The sequence below is a fragment of the Luteimonas viscosa genome (genome assembly GCF_008244685.1).
In the GTDB taxonomy this organism is placed as follows: Bacteria; Pseudomonadota; Gammaproteobacteria; order Xanthomonadales; family Xanthomonadaceae; genus Luteimonas; species Luteimonas viscosa.
The window spans coordinates 2,784,163-2,801,111 of sequence record NZ_VTFT01000001.1 but is presented as its reverse complement, the minus strand read 5'-3'; the positions used below and the strand labels follow the sequence as shown (position 1 = coordinate 2,801,111).

Annotated in this window: 19 protein-coding genes; 13 read left to right on the top strand and 6 right to left on the bottom strand. The window is 69.7% G+C overall.

Annotated elements, in window-relative coordinates; genetic code table 11:
* Positions 1-181: 181 nt before the first annotated feature.
* Entirely contained in the window at positions 182-1,045 is an 864-nt protein-coding gene (locus FZO89_RS12365; protein WP_149103543.1) for an RNA polymerase sigma-70 factor, read from the top strand.
* 79 nt (positions 1,046-1,124) lie between these two features.
* Positions 1,125-1,568: a carboxymuconolactone decarboxylase family protein gene (locus FZO89_RS12360; protein WP_149103542.1), complete on the top strand. Its 444-nt coding sequence runs from the start codon at positions 1,125-1,127 to the stop codon at positions 1,566-1,568.
* 57 nt (positions 1,569-1,625) lie between these two features.
* On the opposite strand, the gene FZO89_RS12355 is transcribed toward FZO89_RS12360, so the two are convergent.
* Positions 1,626-2,228 (bottom strand): CGNR zinc finger domain-containing protein, encoded by a 603-nt coding sequence (locus FZO89_RS12355; protein WP_149103541.1) that lies wholly within the window; start codon positions 2,226-2,228, stop codon positions 1,626-1,628.
* A 124-nt stretch (positions 2,229-2,352) separates the two neighbouring features.
* On the opposite strand from FZO89_RS12355, the gene FZO89_RS12350 reads away from it, so the two are divergent.
* Complete coding sequence (locus tag FZO89_RS12350; RefSeq protein ID WP_149103540.1) at positions 2,353-3,276, top strand: alpha/beta fold hydrolase; 924 nt, start codon at positions 2,353-2,355, stop codon at positions 3,274-3,276.
* A 153-nt stretch (positions 3,277-3,429) separates the two neighbouring features.
* Here FZO89_RS12350 and FZO89_RS12345 read toward each other — a convergent pair whose 3' ends face one another.
* A complete protein-coding gene (locus FZO89_RS12345) occupies positions 3,430-3,639 on the bottom strand; it encodes a cold-shock protein (protein ID WP_149103539.1) in 210 nt (69 codons plus the stop codon).
* A gap of 492 nt (positions 3,640-4,131) precedes the next feature.
* Here FZO89_RS12345 and FZO89_RS12340 point away from each other — a divergent pair, with 492 nt between their 5' ends.
* Both FZO89_RS12340 and FZO89_RS12335 read left to right on the top strand, forming a co-directional pair.
* Positions 4,132-4,743, top strand: a complete 612-nt coding sequence (locus tag FZO89_RS12340; protein WP_149103538.1) for a DUF2242 domain-containing protein — start codon at positions 4,132-4,134, stop codon at positions 4,741-4,743.
* Between the two features lie 167 nt (positions 4,744-4,910).
* On the top strand, positions 4,911-5,156 hold the full coding sequence (locus tag FZO89_RS12335) for a hypothetical protein (RefSeq protein WP_149103537.1): 246 nt from the start codon (positions 4,911-4,913) through the stop codon (positions 5,154-5,156).
* Here FZO89_RS12335 and FZO89_RS12330 read toward each other — a convergent pair.
* Positions 5,137-6,072: an NAD(P)/FAD-dependent oxidoreductase gene (locus tag FZO89_RS12330; RefSeq protein ID WP_149103536.1), complete on the bottom strand. Its 936-nt coding sequence runs from the start codon at positions 6,070-6,072 to the stop codon at positions 5,137-5,139. The two genes, FZO89_RS12335 and FZO89_RS12330, sit on opposite strands and share 20 nt — an antisense overlap.
* On the bottom strand, positions 6,069-6,524 hold the full coding sequence (locus FZO89_RS12325; protein WP_149103535.1) for an Rrf2 family transcriptional regulator: 456 nt from the start codon (positions 6,522-6,524) through the stop codon (positions 6,069-6,071). The genes FZO89_RS12330 and FZO89_RS12325 overlap by 4 nt, the downstream gene beginning before the upstream one ends.
* Positions 6,525-6,574: 50 nt before the next feature.
* On the opposite strand from FZO89_RS12325, the gene FZO89_RS12320 reads away from it, so the two are divergent.
* Positions 6,575-7,249: a class I SAM-dependent methyltransferase gene (locus tag FZO89_RS12320; protein ID WP_149103534.1), complete on the top strand. Its 675-nt coding sequence runs from the start codon at positions 6,575-6,577 to the stop codon at positions 7,247-7,249.
* A 200-nt stretch (positions 7,250-7,449) separates the two neighbouring features.
* A complete protein-coding gene (locus FZO89_RS12315; RefSeq protein ID WP_149103533.1) occupies positions 7,450-8,127 on the top strand; it encodes a hypothetical protein in 678 nt (225 codons plus the stop codon).
* Between the two features lie 128 nt (positions 8,128-8,255).
* On the opposite strand, the gene FZO89_RS12310 is transcribed toward FZO89_RS12315, so the two are convergent.
* Positions 8,256-8,825, bottom strand: coding sequence for a hypothetical protein (locus FZO89_RS12310; protein WP_149103532.1), 570 nt, complete (start codon positions 8,823-8,825; stop codon positions 8,256-8,258).
* Positions 8,826-9,048: 223 nt separating this feature from the next.
* Between FZO89_RS12310 and FZO89_RS12305 the strand changes: the two genes are divergently transcribed.
* Together FZO89_RS12305 and FZO89_RS12300 are read left to right on the top strand one after the other, a co-directional pair.
* Entirely contained in the window at positions 9,049-9,465 is a 417-nt protein-coding gene (locus FZO89_RS12305; RefSeq protein ID WP_149103531.1) for a MarR family winged helix-turn-helix transcriptional regulator, read from the top strand.
* 61 nt (positions 9,466-9,526) lie between these two features.
* Positions 9,527-9,919 carry a tautomerase family protein gene (locus FZO89_RS12300; RefSeq protein WP_149103530.1) on the top strand — a complete coding sequence of 131 codons (393 nt, stop codon included), beginning with the start codon at positions 9,527-9,529 and terminating at the stop codon, positions 9,917-9,919.
* Between the two features lie 239 nt (positions 9,920-10,158).
* On the opposite strand, the gene FZO89_RS12295 is transcribed toward FZO89_RS12300, so the two are convergent.
* Positions 10,159-10,845, bottom strand: coding sequence for a beta-galactosidase small subunit-related protein (locus FZO89_RS12295; RefSeq protein ID WP_149103529.1), 687 nt, complete (start codon positions 10,843-10,845; stop codon positions 10,159-10,161).
* Positions 10,846-11,217: 372 nt separating this feature from the next.
* Between FZO89_RS12295 and FZO89_RS12290 the strand changes: the two genes are divergently transcribed.
* The 4 genes from FZO89_RS12290 to pgaD are packed head-to-tail and all read left to right on the top strand — an operon-like array spanning position 11,218 to position 16,839.
* Positions 11,218-13,227: a tetratricopeptide repeat protein gene (locus FZO89_RS12290; protein WP_262378640.1), complete on the top strand. Its 2,010-nt coding sequence runs from the start codon at positions 11,218-11,220 to the stop codon at positions 13,225-13,227.
* Entirely contained in the window at positions 13,224-15,119 is a 1,896-nt protein-coding gene (gene pgaB / locus FZO89_RS12285) for a poly-beta-1,6-N-acetyl-D-glucosamine N-deacetylase PgaB (protein ID WP_149103528.1), read from the top strand. The genes FZO89_RS12290 and pgaB overlap by 4 nt, the downstream gene beginning before the upstream one ends.
* Before the next feature lie 2 nt (positions 15,120-15,121).
* Positions 15,122-16,381: a poly-beta-1,6-N-acetyl-D-glucosamine synthase gene (gene pgaC / locus FZO89_RS12280; protein ID WP_149103527.1), complete on the top strand. Its 1,260-nt coding sequence runs from the start codon at positions 15,122-15,124 to the stop codon at positions 16,379-16,381.
* Positions 16,378-16,839: a poly-beta-1,6-N-acetyl-D-glucosamine biosynthesis protein PgaD gene (gene pgaD / locus FZO89_RS12275; RefSeq protein WP_149103526.1), complete on the top strand. Its 462-nt coding sequence runs from the start codon at positions 16,378-16,380 to the stop codon at positions 16,837-16,839. The genes pgaC and pgaD overlap by 4 nt, the downstream gene beginning before the upstream one ends.
* The last annotated feature ends 110 nt before the right edge of the window (positions 16,840-16,949 follow it).

Below are 16,949 nucleotides of genomic sequence, written 5' to 3'. Positions count from 1 at the left end.
CGTTGCAGGCCCGTCGGACCGGAGGGCGCAGGCGCGACGCCGTCGACGCACGCGTTGCCGATGGCGCCGCGGCAGAACCCGCAGGAACGCAGTCGACCCGGACAGCCGGCATCGGGCACAGTCACGGCGCCCGCTTCCGGATCCCTGTCACGCGCGCACGCCGTCGTTCGTCCTTTCCCTCATGACCCCGCACGACCGGACCTTCGAAATCCACCGCCCGCGGCTGCTGGCCCTCGCCTACCGGATGCTGGGCACCCGTGCCGATGCCGAGGACACGGTGCAGGATGCCTGGCTGCGCTGGCGCCAGGCCGACTACGCCGCGGTGCGCGACCCGGCCGGCTGGCTGGTGGCCACCGTCACCCGGCTCGCCATCGACCGCCTGCGCCTGGCGCACGTCGCGCGCACCGACTACATCGGTCCCTGGCTGCCCGAGCCTCTGACCATCGACGAATCGCCCGGCCCCGCCGGCCGCGCCGAGATCGCCGAACAGGTGTCGCTGGCCTTCCTCGCGCTGCTCGAACGGCTGGGGCCGGAGGAGCGCGCGGCATTCCTGCTGCGCGAAGTGTTCGACTACGACTACGCGCAGATCGCGGCGCTGCTCGGCCAGGGCGAGGCCAACTGCCGGCAGATGGTGCACCGCGCACGCGAACGCGTGCAGGCCGGGCGCGCGCGTTTTCCCGGGGTCGCGCCGGAACGGCATCGCGAACTGCTGGAGCGTTTCCTGCAGGCCTCTGCCAGCGGCGATCGCGACGCGATCATGGCCCTGCTGCACGCGGACGCGCGCCTGCGCTCGGACGGCGGCGGCAAGACGATCGCCGCGCTGCGGCCGCTGGAAGGTGCCGACCGCATCGCACGGCTGTACCGGGCGGTGGCGCGCCGTGTGCCGCGCGAGGCGCAGTGGCGGATCGGGCGCGTCAACGGCGAGGCGGCCGGGCTGCGCTTCCTGCACGGCCGGCTGCAGATGATCACCACGATCGTCAGCGACGGCGAGCGCATCGTGGAGGTGCTCAACCAGATGAACCCGGACAAGTTGCGGCTGCATTGAGCGCGGGTGTCACGCGCGTACGCGCTGGCCCGTCCTCCCGGTGAGGCGGCCATGGTGGCCGCCATGTCCGGAGCCTTCCATGTCGCAACACACCCGCGTTCCCTACCCCCGACTCGCCCCGAAAGCGTTCAAGGCGATGCTCGCCCTCGCCGACGCCCTGCACGACGGCAGCCTGGGCCCGCGCCTGTCCGGGCTGGTGAAACTGCGCGTCTCGCAGATCAACGGCTGCGCCTACTGCCTGGACATGCATGCGCGCGAGGCGCGCGAGGCGGGCGAGGACCAGCGCAAGCTCGACACGCTCGCCGGCTGGCGGGAAAGCCGCCTGTTCGACGCGCGCGAACGCGCCGCGCTCGGCTGGGCCGAATCGCTGACGCGTATCGAGGCCACCAATGCCGCCGACGCCGACTACGCGCCGCTGCCGGAGCACTTCGACGAGGCCGGGATCGCCGAGCTGACGTTCCTGGTGGTCGAGATCAACGGCTGGAACCGGCTGGCGGTGGGGATGCGCACGCCGCTGCCCTGAGGCCGGCCATCGCACCTGGCCTTGCCTGCCGGCGCGGTGGAATCCCGAAGGCGCGGCTCAGCCCGCCGCGCCTTCCCGCCGGTTCGCGCGGAACCGCGCCGCCTTGTGGCGGTTGCCGCACACCGCCATGCTGCACCAGCGGCGCTTGTGCGACTTAGTGCGGTCGTAGAACCACAGCACGCAGTCGGGATGTTCGCACTGGCGGACCAGGCTGAAATCCGCCTCCACCAGCAGCTCGGCCACCGCCTCCGCCACCGGGCCGAGCAGCGTGGCGACCGCATCGCCCCGCGCCACCCGGACCAGCGAGAAACCACCCGCGCCGTCGCGCTGCAGGCTGGGCGTGCCCGGGTACGCATGCAGGTGCGCGTTGAGGCCGGCGGGATTGCCGGCCTTGCCCTGCATGCGCGCCACGATCAGCTTGCGCGCCTGCGCGCGCAGGTCGCGCGCGCGCGCGAGCAGCTCCGCTTCGTCCACCCGGCCGGCGCCAGCGGCGGGAACGATGCCGAGTCGCGCCAGCCACCGGAGGACGTCCGTGCCTGTCTCCCACGCGTCGGTGGGCACGCCGTCTTCGCGCGCCTGCGTGTTGAGCAGGTCCATCGCCGGGTGGTCGCCGACGAGGGGCGCGTCGTCTCCGGAGCCAGTCGATGCCGTGGTTGCCATGGATAACCTTGAAATCACCTGTTGACAGGTTACTCCAGATGCGCGATCCTGCGCCACCAGTAACCGTTAATTTTGATTTATAAAGGTTACTACTCCCCGTGACTTCCTGCCCCTGGAGCCCCCAATGAAAGCAATCGCCGCGTTCCTCGCCCTCCTCGGCGCCGCGTTCGGCGCCCACGCCACGGACCGTGCGCCACCGGTCCACCACCGCACGCTCGAGGTCGCGGGCGTCGACGTGTTCTATCGCGAAGCCGGTTCGCCGCAGGCGCCCACCGTGCTGCTGCTGCACGGATTCGCGGCCTCGTCGTACATGTTCCGCGACCTGATCCCGCAACTGGCGCAGCGCTACCACGTCGTCGCCCCGGATCTGCCGGGCTTCGGCCAGACCCGCGTGCAGCCCGGCACGGAGTTCCGCTACACCTTCGACCAGCTGACCGCGGTGGTGGATGCCTTCACCGCCGCCAAGGGCCTGGACCGGTACGCGCTGTACGTGTTCGACTACGGCGCGCCGGTCGGCTGGCGCCTGGCGGTGCGGCACCCGGACCGGATCACCGCGATCGTGAGCCAGAACGGCAACGCCTACGAAGAGGGCCTGAGCGAGGGCTGGGCCGACATGCGCAAGGCCTGGGACGCGCCGACCGCGGAGAACCGCGAAGCGCTGCGCCGCTTCAACACGCCCGACATGATCCGCTGGCAGTACACCGAGGGCGTGCCGGATACGTCGCTGATCGCGCCCGAGCCGTGGCAGCTGGCGGCCGACGCGATCGAGCGCATCGGAGTGGAGCCGCAGGTCGACCTGCTGGCCGACTACGGCAGCAACGTGAAGCAGTACGCGCAGCTGCACGCCTACTTCCGCGAGCACCGCCCGCCGACGCTGGCGATCTGGGGTCGCAATGATCCGTTCTTCCTGCCAGCCGGCGCGGAAGCGTTCAAACGCGACAACCCCGCTGCCGAAGTGCGCTTCCTGGACACCGGCCACCTCGCGCTGGAAACGCATGGCGACGAGATCGCGAAGCAGATGCTGGCCTTCCTCGGCCGTCACCTGTAGGGCGCGGCGAACGACCTGGGCCTCAAGCCCGGGGCCAATCCCTGCCAACCTGGCCAGGCTCCCTCACAGGGGAGGAGAGCCAAACAAAAGACCCCGGGCGTCGCCGCCCGGGGTCTCTGGTACCGCTGATGCGGTGCAAGCGTCGAGTAGTGCTTACTCGGCCTGGACTTCTTCAGCCTGCAGACCCTTCTGGCCCTGCGCGACCTTGAACGACACGGCCTGTCCTTCCTGGAGCGACTTGAAGCCGCTGCCCTGGATGGAACGGAAGTGCACGAACAGGTCGGCGCCGCTCTGCGGGGTGATGAAGCCGAAGCCCTTGGCGTCGTTGAACCACTTGACGGTGCCGGTTTGACGTTCAGACATGGTGTTACTCCTTGGATCAGTTGAGGAAACACGGCCCGCAATGCGCGGTGCCGGGACTGTATCGAGCAAGGGGTAACACGAAGCGATGGAGCGGATCGTCTGGAAAGGCCGTCGCCGGCCCTGGAACCTGTTGATCAACCGCATCGGAGCCACGATGTACCGTGATCCCGCTTTGAACAGTGCAGGCACCATACAGCACTTTCGCGGAATCGGGGGGTTGGGGATGAACAGGACGCGATCGGGTTCAGTTCCCGCCTCCCGGGACGGGCGGCAGGATGCAAGGAAGGAACCGGCTCCGATGCCGGATCGGGTTCGCTTCGAGTGCCGACGCCGCGACCACGCGAAAGGCGACCCGGCGCATGGCCGACGCCCGCCGAGGCGGAACCGGCGTGGAACCGAGGGCGCGGCATTCAGTCGCCTTGCATGGCGTCATCGCTACACTCGCGCTGCACGTCCGCCGCCGCTCCGGTTCCACTCGACCCCGTGCTCCGCATGCCCGCCACCATGCCGTCCCGACGATCCCTTGCCCTCGCCGCCGCCGTGGCCTGCTCGCTGGCCGCCTGCGGCTCGCGCCAGGACAAGGTGGAACCACCGCCCCTGGGCGAAACCTTCGGCCCCGAGGACACCTACTCGCGCACCTATCCGGTGGCACCGGCCACCGCCTGCGAGGCGACGCGTCGCGCGCTGCTGGGGCAGGGCTACGTGATCGGCACGATGACGACGGACGCACTGGAGGCGACCAAGAGTTTCCAGCCCGAGGCCGAGGTCCACACCCAGCTCAACGTGCGCGCCACCTGCGTGCCGCAGGCGGCCGGCGGGTCGATCGTGTTCCTCAACGCGGTGCAGGACCGCTACGCGCTGAAGACGCAATCCAATTCGGCCAGCGTGGGCGTGAGCATGATCGGGTCGGTGTCGCTGCCGGTCGGCAGCAGCAATGCCAACCTGGTGCGGGTGGGCAGCAACACGGTGCAGAACCAGGATTTCTACCAGCGGTTCTTCGACCGGGTGGCGTCCTACCTGCCCGGTACCCCTGACATGGTGGCGCCGCCGCCGGAAGCGGACAGCCCGCCCGATCCCCCGGGGCCGGATCTGCCCGGGCAGTAAACGGGTCCGGTGATTCCCTTCCGGACCCATCCGGCGCGACGCGGCCTTCGGAATCGCGAACGCAGGATCGGGGCCGCGGCAGCGGGATCGGTCCATAATGGAACCGCGGCGCATCTCCACGGATCAGCCGGCAGATCCCCAACCCTGCAACCTCGCCCGACCTGGCCATGACGATGGATCCGATTCCGCTCGAAGACCTGGCCCTGCTGGATGTCCTGCACCGGGTATTCCAGTGCGACGAGTCCATCCCCATCGAGCCGGAGATGAAGCAGCGGCTGATCGAGAGTGCGCTTGTCGAGGACACCGACGAGGGCCTGCGCCTGACCGATGCCGGCGTGGCCATGTGCAAGTCCTTCAGGCACAGGATCGAGGCCGACAAACGGGCCGCGATGATCATCGGGCAACGCGGGTAGGCGACTGCCTGTTCCGGTCCGCCCGGGCCGCCTCCGCGAACACCAGCGACTGGTGCACCTGGGCACCCGCCCATGCGCCATCGCCGACTGCGAGCGAGACCGAATGCGGCACGCGCGCGACGTCGCCGCATGCGAACACGCCGGGGACGCTGGTTTCCTTCGCCTCGTTCGTCCGGACCTGGGTGCCCATCGGGGTGTCCATCAGTTCGCAGCCCAGCCGTTCGGCGAGATCGGTCGCGGGCGCGTTGCGCGATGCGGTGAACAGGCCGGCGAAGCCCCGACGCCGTCCGTCCGCCAGCACGATGTCGGCGTGGCCTTCGATCCGCGCGATCGGGGTCGGTTCGATGGCGACGCCAAGCGCCGAAAGCTCGTCCGCGGACTGCATGTCGAGTTCGAGCCTGCCATCCAGGAACAGGGTCACCCTGCCCCACTCCGGCAGCAGCCTGGCCTGGTGCAACGACATCGGGCCGGTGGCGATCACGCCGATCTCTCCGCGGTCGAGTTCGTAGCCGTGGCAATAGGGGCAATGGAAGACGCTCCTGCCCCAGCGTTCGGCCAGGCCCGGCACCGGAGGCAACGTGTCGGAGACGCCGGGCGCGAGCAGCAGTCGTCTGCCCTTGTGCTCGGCACCGTCGCCCGTGGTGACGGTGAAGTGGTCGCGGGTGCCGGACGCCGCCGCCGCCGAACCGTCGATCCAGCGCAGCGTGGGGTAACGCTCGAGCTGCGATCGCGCGAGGCTTGCGATCATCGCGGGGTCGCTGCCGTCGTGGCCGAGGAACCCGTGCGACGTGGCTGCCATGCGGTTGCGTCGCCTCCCGGCGTCGATCACCAGCACGCGCCGTCGCGCCCGGAGCAGTTGCAGGGCCGCGGCCATGCCGGCATAGCTGCCGCCGACGATGATGGCATCCTCGCTCACGCCGCGGCTCTCCGCTTGCGGGCCTTGTGCGTCTTGTGACGACGCGCGAACGCGTCGGCCAGTTGCGCCAGCGACACCGAGGCGAAGCGCTCCATCAGCAGCGCCTCGGCCTCGTCGAAGGCATCGTCCAGGGCGGCATTGACCACCTGTTCGACCAGGCAGGCCGGATGTTCGCTGCGATGGCCGATGGCGAACAGCGCCGGCTCGCCGAGGGCCTCGTGCAGGTCGCGCAGCGTCACCGTGGACAGGTCCGCCTGGATCGTCCAGCCGCCCGCGTGGCCACGCCCGGCGCCGACCAGCCCGGCCTCGCGCAGCAGTCCCATCGTGCGCCGGACGACGACCGGGTTGGTGCCCAGGCATCGGCCCAGCGCCTCGGAGGTCATCGGCCCGCCGTGCTCGGCCATGTGCAGCAGTGCGTGGAGGACGGCGGACAGGCGGCTGTCTCGTTTCATGTAACAAACGATGTTACAAATAGCGCCCCTCGTCAAGTGCGCAAGCCGTCATGTCCTCGTTCAACGATCCCGATGCAGTCGCCAGGTATCTCGAAGGACCCATCGCCAAAGTGCCCGGACTGGCGGCGCTGCACCGGATGGCGGAGCTGCTGCTGGCGGAGGTCGTGCCCGACGACGGCCGCATGCTGGTGCTCGGCGCGGGCGGTGGGCTGGAGCTCAAGGCGTTCGCCGTGGCACGCCCGGGCTGGCGGCTGGTGGGCGTCGATCCCTCGGCTGCGATGCTCGGGCTGGCGGAAGAGACGCTGGGCACGCTGGCACCCGGGATTCAACTCATCGAGGGCTATATCGATGACGCGCCCGAAACCACGTTCGATGGCGCGGCCTGCCTGCTGACCCTGCACTTCCTGTCGCCGGAAGCGCGCCTGCACACACTGCGCGAACTCCGGCGACGACTGCGACCCGGCGCGCCGCTCGTGGTCGCGCACCACAGTTTCGATACCAGCGAAGCGGGCAAGACCCGCTGGCTCCGGCGCTACGCCGCGTTCGCATCGCCGTCCGGTCGCCTGGCGCCTGGGGCGGACGCGGCGAACGCGGCGATGCGCGAACGGCTGCCGGTCATGTCGCCCGAGGCGGAGGTCCGCCTGCTCGAACAAGCGGGTTTCGAGGGGATCGAGTTGTTCTATGCCGGATTCACGTTCCGCGGGTGGGTCGGGTATCGCGTGTGACCCGCAAGGAAGAGACAGCGCTGCTGCAACGGTCGGAGTCGACTTTCCGGCGCGATTGGGGGAAAGTGCGCTCGCTTGACCGGCGATCGCGTGTTCCGCGCCGAGCAGGTGTCCGTCGGCCCTGCAATGCGCTCAGACGCTTTCCCCGACCCCATGGAGTCGTGCAGGCCTGCGACGATCCGCACATTCGGGAGGATCCAGTGAACCGGAAGATCGGGATTGCCATCGCCCTCGTGCTTGCATGCGTGATCGTTGTCGGGATCTACGTGCAGCAGACCCCCCGACACACTGCGACATCGCAGCCCACGCCGACACGAGCTGACGCCGGCGGAGCCTCTCCGCGCATGGGTACGCACAGCGCGAGCGCGCCCGGCAGGGCTGACGACGGGAAACAGATCGGAGAATCGTCCGATGGCGGCAACGCGCATCTCGCGCCCCCGGGCGAGGCGGCCGTCGCGGCGCTCGGCCCGGCACCGTTGTCCGCCGAGAATATCGGGCGGGTCGCGAAGTTCGCCGAGGGGCTTGCGGCAGGCGACGAACGCCAGAAGGAATTCCTGCACCTCGCCACCCACGAGGAATTGGATCCGGGCTGGTCACCGCAGATGCAGGACGCGCTTGGCCGGGCCCTGCGCGAACGCCAGGGCGGCAGGACTGGCCTGGAAATCGGCGAACCGCGCTGCACCCGTTCGATCTGCACGATCTCGGCCGTGCCGTACCGTAACGTCCTCGACGACACGAACGACTGGCAGGCGCTGATGGTCGAAGTAATGAATGAGCCCTGGTTCCAGGAACATTTCTTCGACGCGAGCACCACGATGGGGTCGGATGATCGCGGGCTGATCTACCTCACCTATTTCGTGCGCAAGAACGCCGACTGAGTCCAGCTGCGGGTCCATCTTCCACGCACAGTCGCCGTCGACGTTGACGTTGCGGTTCCGTCCTGACTCCATCGGGCGACTTCCGTGCTCCCCTCGGCGCCGGCCCTGCAACCTGTCCACCCGGACGCTCATTCACCCCGCCGCCCTGCCTCGCCCGTCCGACCCGATCCGGTCGGCGTCCGCAGTCGCGGACCGGGCGGCGCATCCGGCGCACGCGCCTGGTGGATCACGTTCACGATCGACGCCGTGCCGACGTCCATGTAGAACACCTTGACCGTGGCGCCATCGACCATCCACTGCGCGGTCCTGCGCTGGAACGGCGCATGCGTCCATTCGCTGGAGTGCGGCTTGCCGTGCGCGGCCCCGAGCTCGCCGGCGACCGCCTCGAAAGCCCGCATGCCGTCGGCCTGCGCCGGCATCCCGTCGAGCCCCAGCATGACCTGCATGAGCCCGTCGTGCCCGAAGAAGAACGATGCGGTGAACGCATGGCCCGCCATCCGCACGTCCGCCAGGCGCAGCCCTTCGACCTCGCCACCCGCCAGCTTGTCCGGGACCTCCGGCATCTGCGCTCGCGGAAAGCGTTGTTGTACCTGCGCCGGGCTCATGCCGTAGCTCGCGCCCTCCCACAGCACCTGCGCCCCGGCGTGCGGGGCATGCAGACACAGTCCCAGCAGCACCGCGCAGATCATCTTGCCCATGCGTCCTCCCCGGAAATCCTGGCTCCTCGTCAGCAGCGACTTTCCCAGACTTGCGGCTGTTGATCCACTGCTTCACCAGCCAGGGCCGGCTGGTGGAACAGCCTCTGCGATGCCCGATGAGGGCAGGCAGTATCTCGCCAGGAGCGATGGTCCGCTCCAGGGCGCAACAACCTGTTCCGTCGATGTAGTTGCATAGCTAATCATATCGGCGTAGTGTGCCCATATGTTCGAAGGTTGCCTCTATTTCAATACATCGGCGCTGGTCCGCCAGCTGGAACGCAAATGGTCGGCGGCGTTCGCACCGTTCGGACTGACCCCGCCACAGGCGTTCCTGCTGCGGACCGTGCTGAAGCATCCGGGCCTGGCCCCTTTCGAGCTGGCGGAAACGCTGTCCCTCGCGCGCCCCACCGTGACCAGGCTGATCGACGGCCTGGAATCCAAGGACCTGCTGGTGCGCAAGGGTTCCGCATCGGACGGTCGTGGACAGTCCATCCACCCCACCTCTGCCGCGCTGGCCATCGGCGATGCGATCAACCAGGCCAGCAGCAACGTGACCCGCCAGCTCAAGCGCGTCCTCGGCGACGAGGACTTCGGCGATGCCGTCGCCAGGATCCGCAGGGTTCGTTCTTCGCTGGAGTGACCCGCCGATTCGATCCCTGCATCACGTCCATATAGTTGCATAGCTAATCAAAGGAACCGCCATGCCGATCCTCAAGGTCAAGGTCAGCGACACGAAATCTCCCGACACGACCAGGGCCATCAGCGCCATGCTGCTGGAACTGACCACGCGTATCCTCGGCAAGAAGCCGGAACTGACCGCGATCGTGGTCGAGTACGTCGATCCCGCCGACTGGGTCGTCGGCGGGCGCACCCTGCTCGAACAGGGCAAGCGGAGTTTCCATTTCGACATCAAGATCGTCGACGAGAGCAATACCAGGCAACAGAAGGCGCAGTACATCCGCGAGGCTTTCGATGGCTTCGCAGGCTTGCTTGGGGAGCTGCACGAGGAAAGCTACATCCATATCGACGACGTGCGCGCGAGTGCCTACGGGTTCGGCGGCAAGACGCAGGAGGCCCGCTTCCACCTTCCCTGATGCTCGGATGCTCGCCTGGCCGGATCTGCTCACCGCCTGCGGTGAACCCCACGGAGACACCCGTAGCGCTATTGCCGGGTGCCTGCGAGACGACGTTGTTGAGCGTCGACTGGACACCGCGCACGCGCACCATCGCGGCGCCGTAGCCCGGGTAAGCGAAGCGCACCCGGGACGCTTGGCTACGTCAGCGAACAGCCGATGGCGGAGACCGGCGCTTTCCCCGGATGCGGCCTTCGGCCTTATCCGGCTACGGCGTCGTAGCCCGGGTAAGCGAAGCGAACCCGAGAACGCCCTGAGCCGCCCTTGCCCCGCGTCAATCGACGACTGGGCTGCCGGTGGCCGTTGCCGCGCGTACGTCGCGGATGGCGGGCACAGGCGGCGAGGCCTCCAGCGTGAACGCATATTGCAGCGACTCGACCGGGCTGCGGTAGCGCTCGAGCGGTCGCCCCAGCGGGCTCCGGCTGTCGGTGCCGCCGAGGCCGCTGCTCTGCACGGCATCGATCACCACACACACGTCGCTGCGCTGCGCGGCACGATGTCGCTGCTGCGTGACGTGCCCGGCGGGCGACGATCCAGGTATTCGTACGGAACGCGAGCACGCTGGCCGAGAGCGGCTGCTCGCCGCGCACGGTGAGCGTGGACAGGTTCTGCCCGCGCACCGCGAACCAGCGCACGCCGACCTTGTTGCCGGTTTCCTGTGGGCGCATGTAGTCGTGGTGCTGGTCGGCGATCGCGCAGGTCCAGCGGCCGAGCGCGGCACCCGTCTGGCGGTCGAGATAACTTTCGTGCGGCCCCTTGCCGTACCACTCGAGCGTGTTGAAGTCCCCGGGCATTCGGAACGCGAGACCGATGCGCAGCGGATCGGGCAGCGACGCGGCGAGCGGCATGAGCGCTGCACCGATCGCCACGCGGCCGTCGCCGTGCATCCAGTCTCGGCTCGAACCGCGCGTCACGCGGGCCGCGTGGCCCACAGGCTCTCCAGAACTGAATGCAAGGCAAGCATGCACACCGGGTGCTGTTTCCTGAACGCAGGTGGCGCAGACGCCCGCCTTTGCCTACGGATGGGCAGCACCGCGCGCCCGTACCTGAATCACACGCGCTTGCGCACCGCGGCCGCGACATCACGTTGACGCCTGCGCGGTCACGCTCCACCCCAATCTGAGACGTTGGTCACGTTATTGGCGCGACGCCGCTAGACTTCTTTTTTCGAAACCATCCAAGTGCCCCTCTCCCCACGATGTTCTGCCCCGGGCTTCCATCCGCTTCCGCTTGCCCTGCTTGCCGCCCTGTGCGCGCCCGTGATCGCACAAACGTCGGCTGGCAGCGAGACCCGCACGCCGGCGCCCGGTAGCGCCGCGCCATCGGCACGCGAGCACCACGCTGCCGCCCTGCTGGCACTCGAGCGCCGCCTGGCGCGTGATCCGAGTGACGACGAGGCGTATCGCCTGCGTGCGCTGACGCTGGCCGATCTCGGCAGTTCGATACTCGCTTCCGAAGCCGTCGCCGCGCGTCCCGCGCTGTTCGCCACGCACGAGATCGAGCGGATCCAGGGCGACGCGATCGCCCGCCGCATCGGCTGGGGCCGGGTCGAACCGGAATCGCCCACCCGGCGCCTCGACGAAGCCAGGGCTGCGCTGGAGGCCCTGCGCGTGTTGCAGCGAAACGCCCCGCGCCGGACCAACTGGGAACGCACGCGACTGCGGGTCGACGCGTTGTCCGCGCTCAACAGCCTGCAACGCCACCAGGAGGTCGTCGACGGCTACGACGCCCTGCTGGCCGATGGCGTCGAGGTGCCGGCCTACGCGCTCGGCACCGTCGGCGATTCGCTGCTGGCGCTGCGCCGCCCCGAAGACGCTTCGCGCGTGCTCGAGGCCGCGCTCGCGCATCGCCCGGACGACGTGAACGCCCGGATCCTGCTGGCCTACGCCTGGATGGAGCAGGAGCGTTTCGACCTCGCGATGCCGCTGTTCGAAACGCTCGCTGCGTCGCAGCCCGCCTGGCCGCGCCAGCCCGGCGCCCGCGCCGGCTACGAGAACTGGGACCGCTACAGCGCCGACTTGAACCTGGCGCTCGCGCATTCGTATGGCAATGACCAGGCCCGCGCCGAGGCGATGCTGCACGCTCTCGGCAACATTGGTCCGGCGAACCCCGGGCTGCAGGCGGCGATCGGCGCGATGGAATCGAGGCGCCGCCGACCGGCGGCCGCGCTGGAACGCTACGACATGGCGTTGACCGCGGATCCGCAGGATCGCGACGCCCTTGCCGGCCGCGTCGGCGCGCTGACCGCACTCGACCGGATCGGCGCTGCGCGCGATGCGTACGCCGCGCTCGACGCGACCTATCCGGAAGATCCGCGCCTCGTCCGCGTTGAACGGGCGCTCGACCGCCATCGGGGCGTGCAGGCCACGCTGTCGGCGAACCGCGGACGCAGCCGCGCGCGCGACGGTGGCAGCCCGCAGTCGCCGTTCGGCAGTCGCGACGGTGGCCATGCGCTCGACCTGCGGTCGCCGCTGATCGACGACCGCTGGCGCATCGGCGTGCTCGCGCAGGACACATGGGCGGACTTCGGCGCCGACACCGGGGCCGCGCGCACGCGCTACCGCAGCGCCGGCATCGGCGGCTGGTACCGCCATGACCGGCTGGGCGCATCGGCCACCGTCTCGCGCGTCAGCGATGCCGACGACCGCGGCGCGACCGCGTGGACCGTCGCCGGCGACTGGCGCTTCTCCGATGCCTGGCACGCGGGCGCGGCGATCGCGAGGCTCGATCCGCAGGCGTCGCTGCAGGCGCGCCGGCTCGGGATCACCGCCGACAGCCTCACGCTGTCCGCGGCGTGGACGCCGAGCGACACCGTGGGCCTCGATGCCCGCGCCTCGCGCCTGCGCTACGAGGACGGCAACATCCGCGACCAGCTGGGCCTCGACGCCACGCGTCGCCTGCTCAGCCGGCCGCACCTGATGGTCGATGGGCTCGCGTCGGTCCACGTCGGGCGCGCTTCGCAGGGCGACCGGACCGCCTACTTCAATCCGGAGCGCGATGCCTCGGCGACGCTGGGCCTGCGCGCCGACCACATCACCTGGCGTCGCTACGAGAGCGCCTTCCAGCAACGCTTCGAGATCGCCGCCGGCCCGTACTGGCAGCGCGGGCAGTCGATGCACTGGGTGCCGTCGCTGGGCTATCGCCACCTGTGGCGTCGCGACGGCCACGAGTTCGAATACGGCGCCGCCTGGTCGCGACCGGTCTACGACGGCGCACGCGAGCAGCGCGTCGCCTTCGATGTCGAACTGCGCTGGGGAGGTGCACGATGAATCCGTTCCGATCGCGCCTGTGGCAAGTGGCAGTGCTGATGGCGCTGGCGCTGCTGGCCCCCGCCACGCAGGCTTCGCTGCTGGTGCTGAGCTACCACGACATCCGCGACGACGTGGCGGCCAAGGGTGATCCGGATGCCTACGCCGTCTCGACCACCAACTTCGCCCAGCACCTGGACTGGCTGCGTGCGCACGGCTACCAGCCCGTCAGCGTGCAGGCGGTGCTCGACGCCCGTGCCGGTGGCGCCCCGCTTCCCGCCAGGGCGGTGCTGCTGACCTTCGACGACGGCCTGCGCAGCGCCTACACGCACGCGTTCCCGTTGCTGCGCGCCTACGGCTATCCCGCACTGGTCGCACCGGTCACCGGCTGGCTGGCCCTGCCAACGGACGGCACCGTGCCCTACGGCCCGCGCGACTTCACCCGCGACGACTTCCTTACCTGGGACCAGTTGCGGGAGATGCAGGACAGCGGCCTGGTCGAGGTCGGGTCGCACAGCCACGACCTGCATCGCGGCCTGCCCGGCAATCCCTTCGGCAACCAGACACCGGCCGCGGTGACGCGCATCTGGGACGCTGCCCGCGGCTACGAGTCGGAAGGCGCGTACCGCACGCGGATCGCGGCCGACCTGCAGGCGAGCCGCGATGCCATCGCCCGCCATCTCGACCGCGCGCCGCGCGTGATCGTCTGGCCGTACGCGGCCTACAACGACGTGGCCAACGCGCTGGCGGGCGACATGGGCATGGTCCTGTCGTTCGATCTCGAAGGGCGCTCGCAGCAGGCCGATCTCGGCCAGCAGGGCGAGGACAGCGCCGGGCAGGACGCGCTCGGCAGCCTCGCGCGCCTGCTCATCCACGGCAATCCGGACGTGCGCGACCTGGCCGGCGAGCTGCGCCGCGATCTCTCGCTCGACGGCGTGCGCGCGATCCAGGTGGACATGGACTACGTGTTCGACGACGACCCGGCGCAGACGGCACGGAATGTCGACCAGCTGGTCCAGCGGGTCCAGGACATCGGTCCCAGCCACGTGCTGCTGCAGGCGTTCGCCGATCCCGACGGCGACGGCGCGGCCGAGGCGCTGTACTTCCCGAACCGGCACCTGCCGATGCGCGCCGACCTGTTCAACCGGGTGGCGTGGCAGCTGCGCACGCGCGCCGGGGTGCGGGTGTTCGCATGGCTGCCGGTGCTCGGCTTCGAACTCGCCGATGCCGGCCTGCAGCGCGAGCTGCGGATCGCGTCGGGCAATCCGGACGAGATCCCACGGCTCGATCCGGGCGATCCGCGCACGCTGGCGATCGTCGGCGAGCTGTATGCCGATCTCGCCGCCAACAGCCATTTCGACGGCCTCCTGTTCCACGACGACGCCTACCTGCGCGACGACGAGATTCCCGGTTACGGCGATGGCATTTCGGCGCGCCGCACGGCCGGGCTGGTCGATTTCACCCTCGCGCTGCAGGCCGAGGCCGAACGCTGGCGGCCCAAGCTGGCGACGATGCGCAACCTGTTCGCGCGCCCGGTCCTGGAGCCGGCCTCGCAAGCCTGGTTCGCGCAGGACCTCGCGGCCTTCCATCGCGCCTACGACCTCACCGCGTTGATGGCGATGCCTCAGCTCGAGGGCGCCGGGGATCCCGAGCGCTGGCTGCGCGGGCTCGTAGACGCGGTCGCGGGCACGCCGCGCGGCCTAGAGAAGACCCTGTTCGAGCTGCAGACGGTGGACTGGCGCAGCGGCGAACCGATCGCCGGCGAAACCCTGCGCGCGCAGACGCGCATGCTGCGCGCCGCCGGCGTCCGCCACCTGGGCTACTACCCCGACGACTTCCCGCGCGACCACCCCGCCCTGCCCGACGCGCGCGAAGCGATGTCGGCGCGCGACTTCCCCTACCTGGAGCGTTGAGCATGGCCTGGTCGACGCTGCCGCTGACGGCATGGCTGTTCAACTTCGCCTTCTTCTATCCGATCGTCATGGCCTGCGTCTGGATGACCGGCGGCGTCTACTACTACCTGCGGCGCGAGCGCAAGGGGCCACTGCCCGACGCGCCCCCGCCGATGGCGACGATGCCGTTCGTGTCGATCCTCGTGCCCTGCTTCGACGAGGAGGAACACATCGGCGCGACCATCGCGGCGCTGTCGGCCCAGGCCTACGACGACTTCGAGATCGTCGCCGTCGACGACGGCAGCAGCGACCGCACCGGCGAAGTGCTCGATGCCCTGGTCGCCGACCATCCGCGCCTGCGGGTGGTCCACCTGGCGCAGAACCAGGGCAAGGCCAATGCATTGCGGATCGCGACGCTCGCGGCGAAGTCGGAGTACCTGGTCTGCATCGACGCGGATGCGATCGTGGAGCCGCACGCGCTGCGCTGGATGGTCGGGCACCTGATCGACGGCCCACGCGTGGGCGCGGTCACCGGCAATCCGCGCGTGCGCAACCGCACCACGCTGATGGGCCGCATGCAGATCGGCGAGTTCTCCGCGATCATCGGCCTGATCAAGCGCGCGCAGCGTACCTATGGCCGCCTGTTCACCGTGTCGGGCGTGATCTGCGCGTTCCGGCGCACCGCGCTGCACGATGTCGGCTACTGGTCCGATACCATGGTCACCGAGGACATCGACATCTCCTGGCGCCTGCAGATGGCGCACTGGGACATCCGCTACGAACCCAATGCACTGTGCTGGATCCTGATGCCGGAGACGGTCCGTGGCCTGTGGTCGCAACGCCTGCGCTGGGCCTCCGGCGGCGTCGAGGTGCTGCTCAGGCACGGCCGCGGCGTGCTCGCCTGGAGGAAGCGCAGGATGTGGGGCGTGCTGCTCGAGTACCTGCTGAGCCTGGGCTGGGCCTACGTCATGCTGGCGATCATGCTGCTGTGGCTGGTCGGGCTGTTCGTGGCCATGCCGGCATCGCTGCACGTCGAGACGCTGCTGCCGCGCTGGCACGGCATGGTCCTGGCGGTGGTCTGCCTCCTGCAGTTCGCGACCAGCCTGGTGATCGAGCGCCGCTACGAGCCGAACCTGGCGCGGCACTTCTACTGGGTGATCTGGTACCCGATCGCGTTCTGGATGCTGGGCATGCTGGCCGCGGTGATCGCGCTGCCCCGCACCGTGCTCCGGCGCCGGCAACGCGCGCTGTGGACCAGTCCCGACCGGGGAGCGCGCGCATGACCGTCCCGATCATCGACCACAGCGGCGAGCGCGGCCCGGGGCGCCGCAGCGCCGCCGGGATGCTCACCGCCCTCGCTTGGGGCTTGTACGCCTGGCTGTGGCTGCCGTTGTTCACGCTGCTGGCGTGGGTGGTCGGCGTGCGCACCGCGTACGTGCAGCTCTACCTCGCCGACAACGCGATCGACCCGTTCCTGCTGCTGGCGCTGCCGGTCACCGCCTTCGCCTGCGGGATCCTGCTGATCGGCTGGGCGGAGTACAACCGCGCGCGCTTCGGCCGGCACGACCGTCGACAGCACCGCGACGATATCGACGACCGTGCGGTCCAGGTCGCCCTGGGGGCGAGCCCCCTGCTCGCGGCGAAGCTGCGCAGCGGGCGGATCGTGACCGTCGCGGTCGACGAGGATGCGCGCCCCGTCTCGGTGACCCGTCCGGGCGAGGCCCGGGACCAGCCGCCCTGACATGCGTCCGCGGTGGGCGCGCACGGCCGCCCGTTCGCCGCTACGACGCGCGGTGGCGGCAGCGTTCGGCAGGCGGGGCATGCTCCGTGATCGCACGCGGGTGCCGGCGC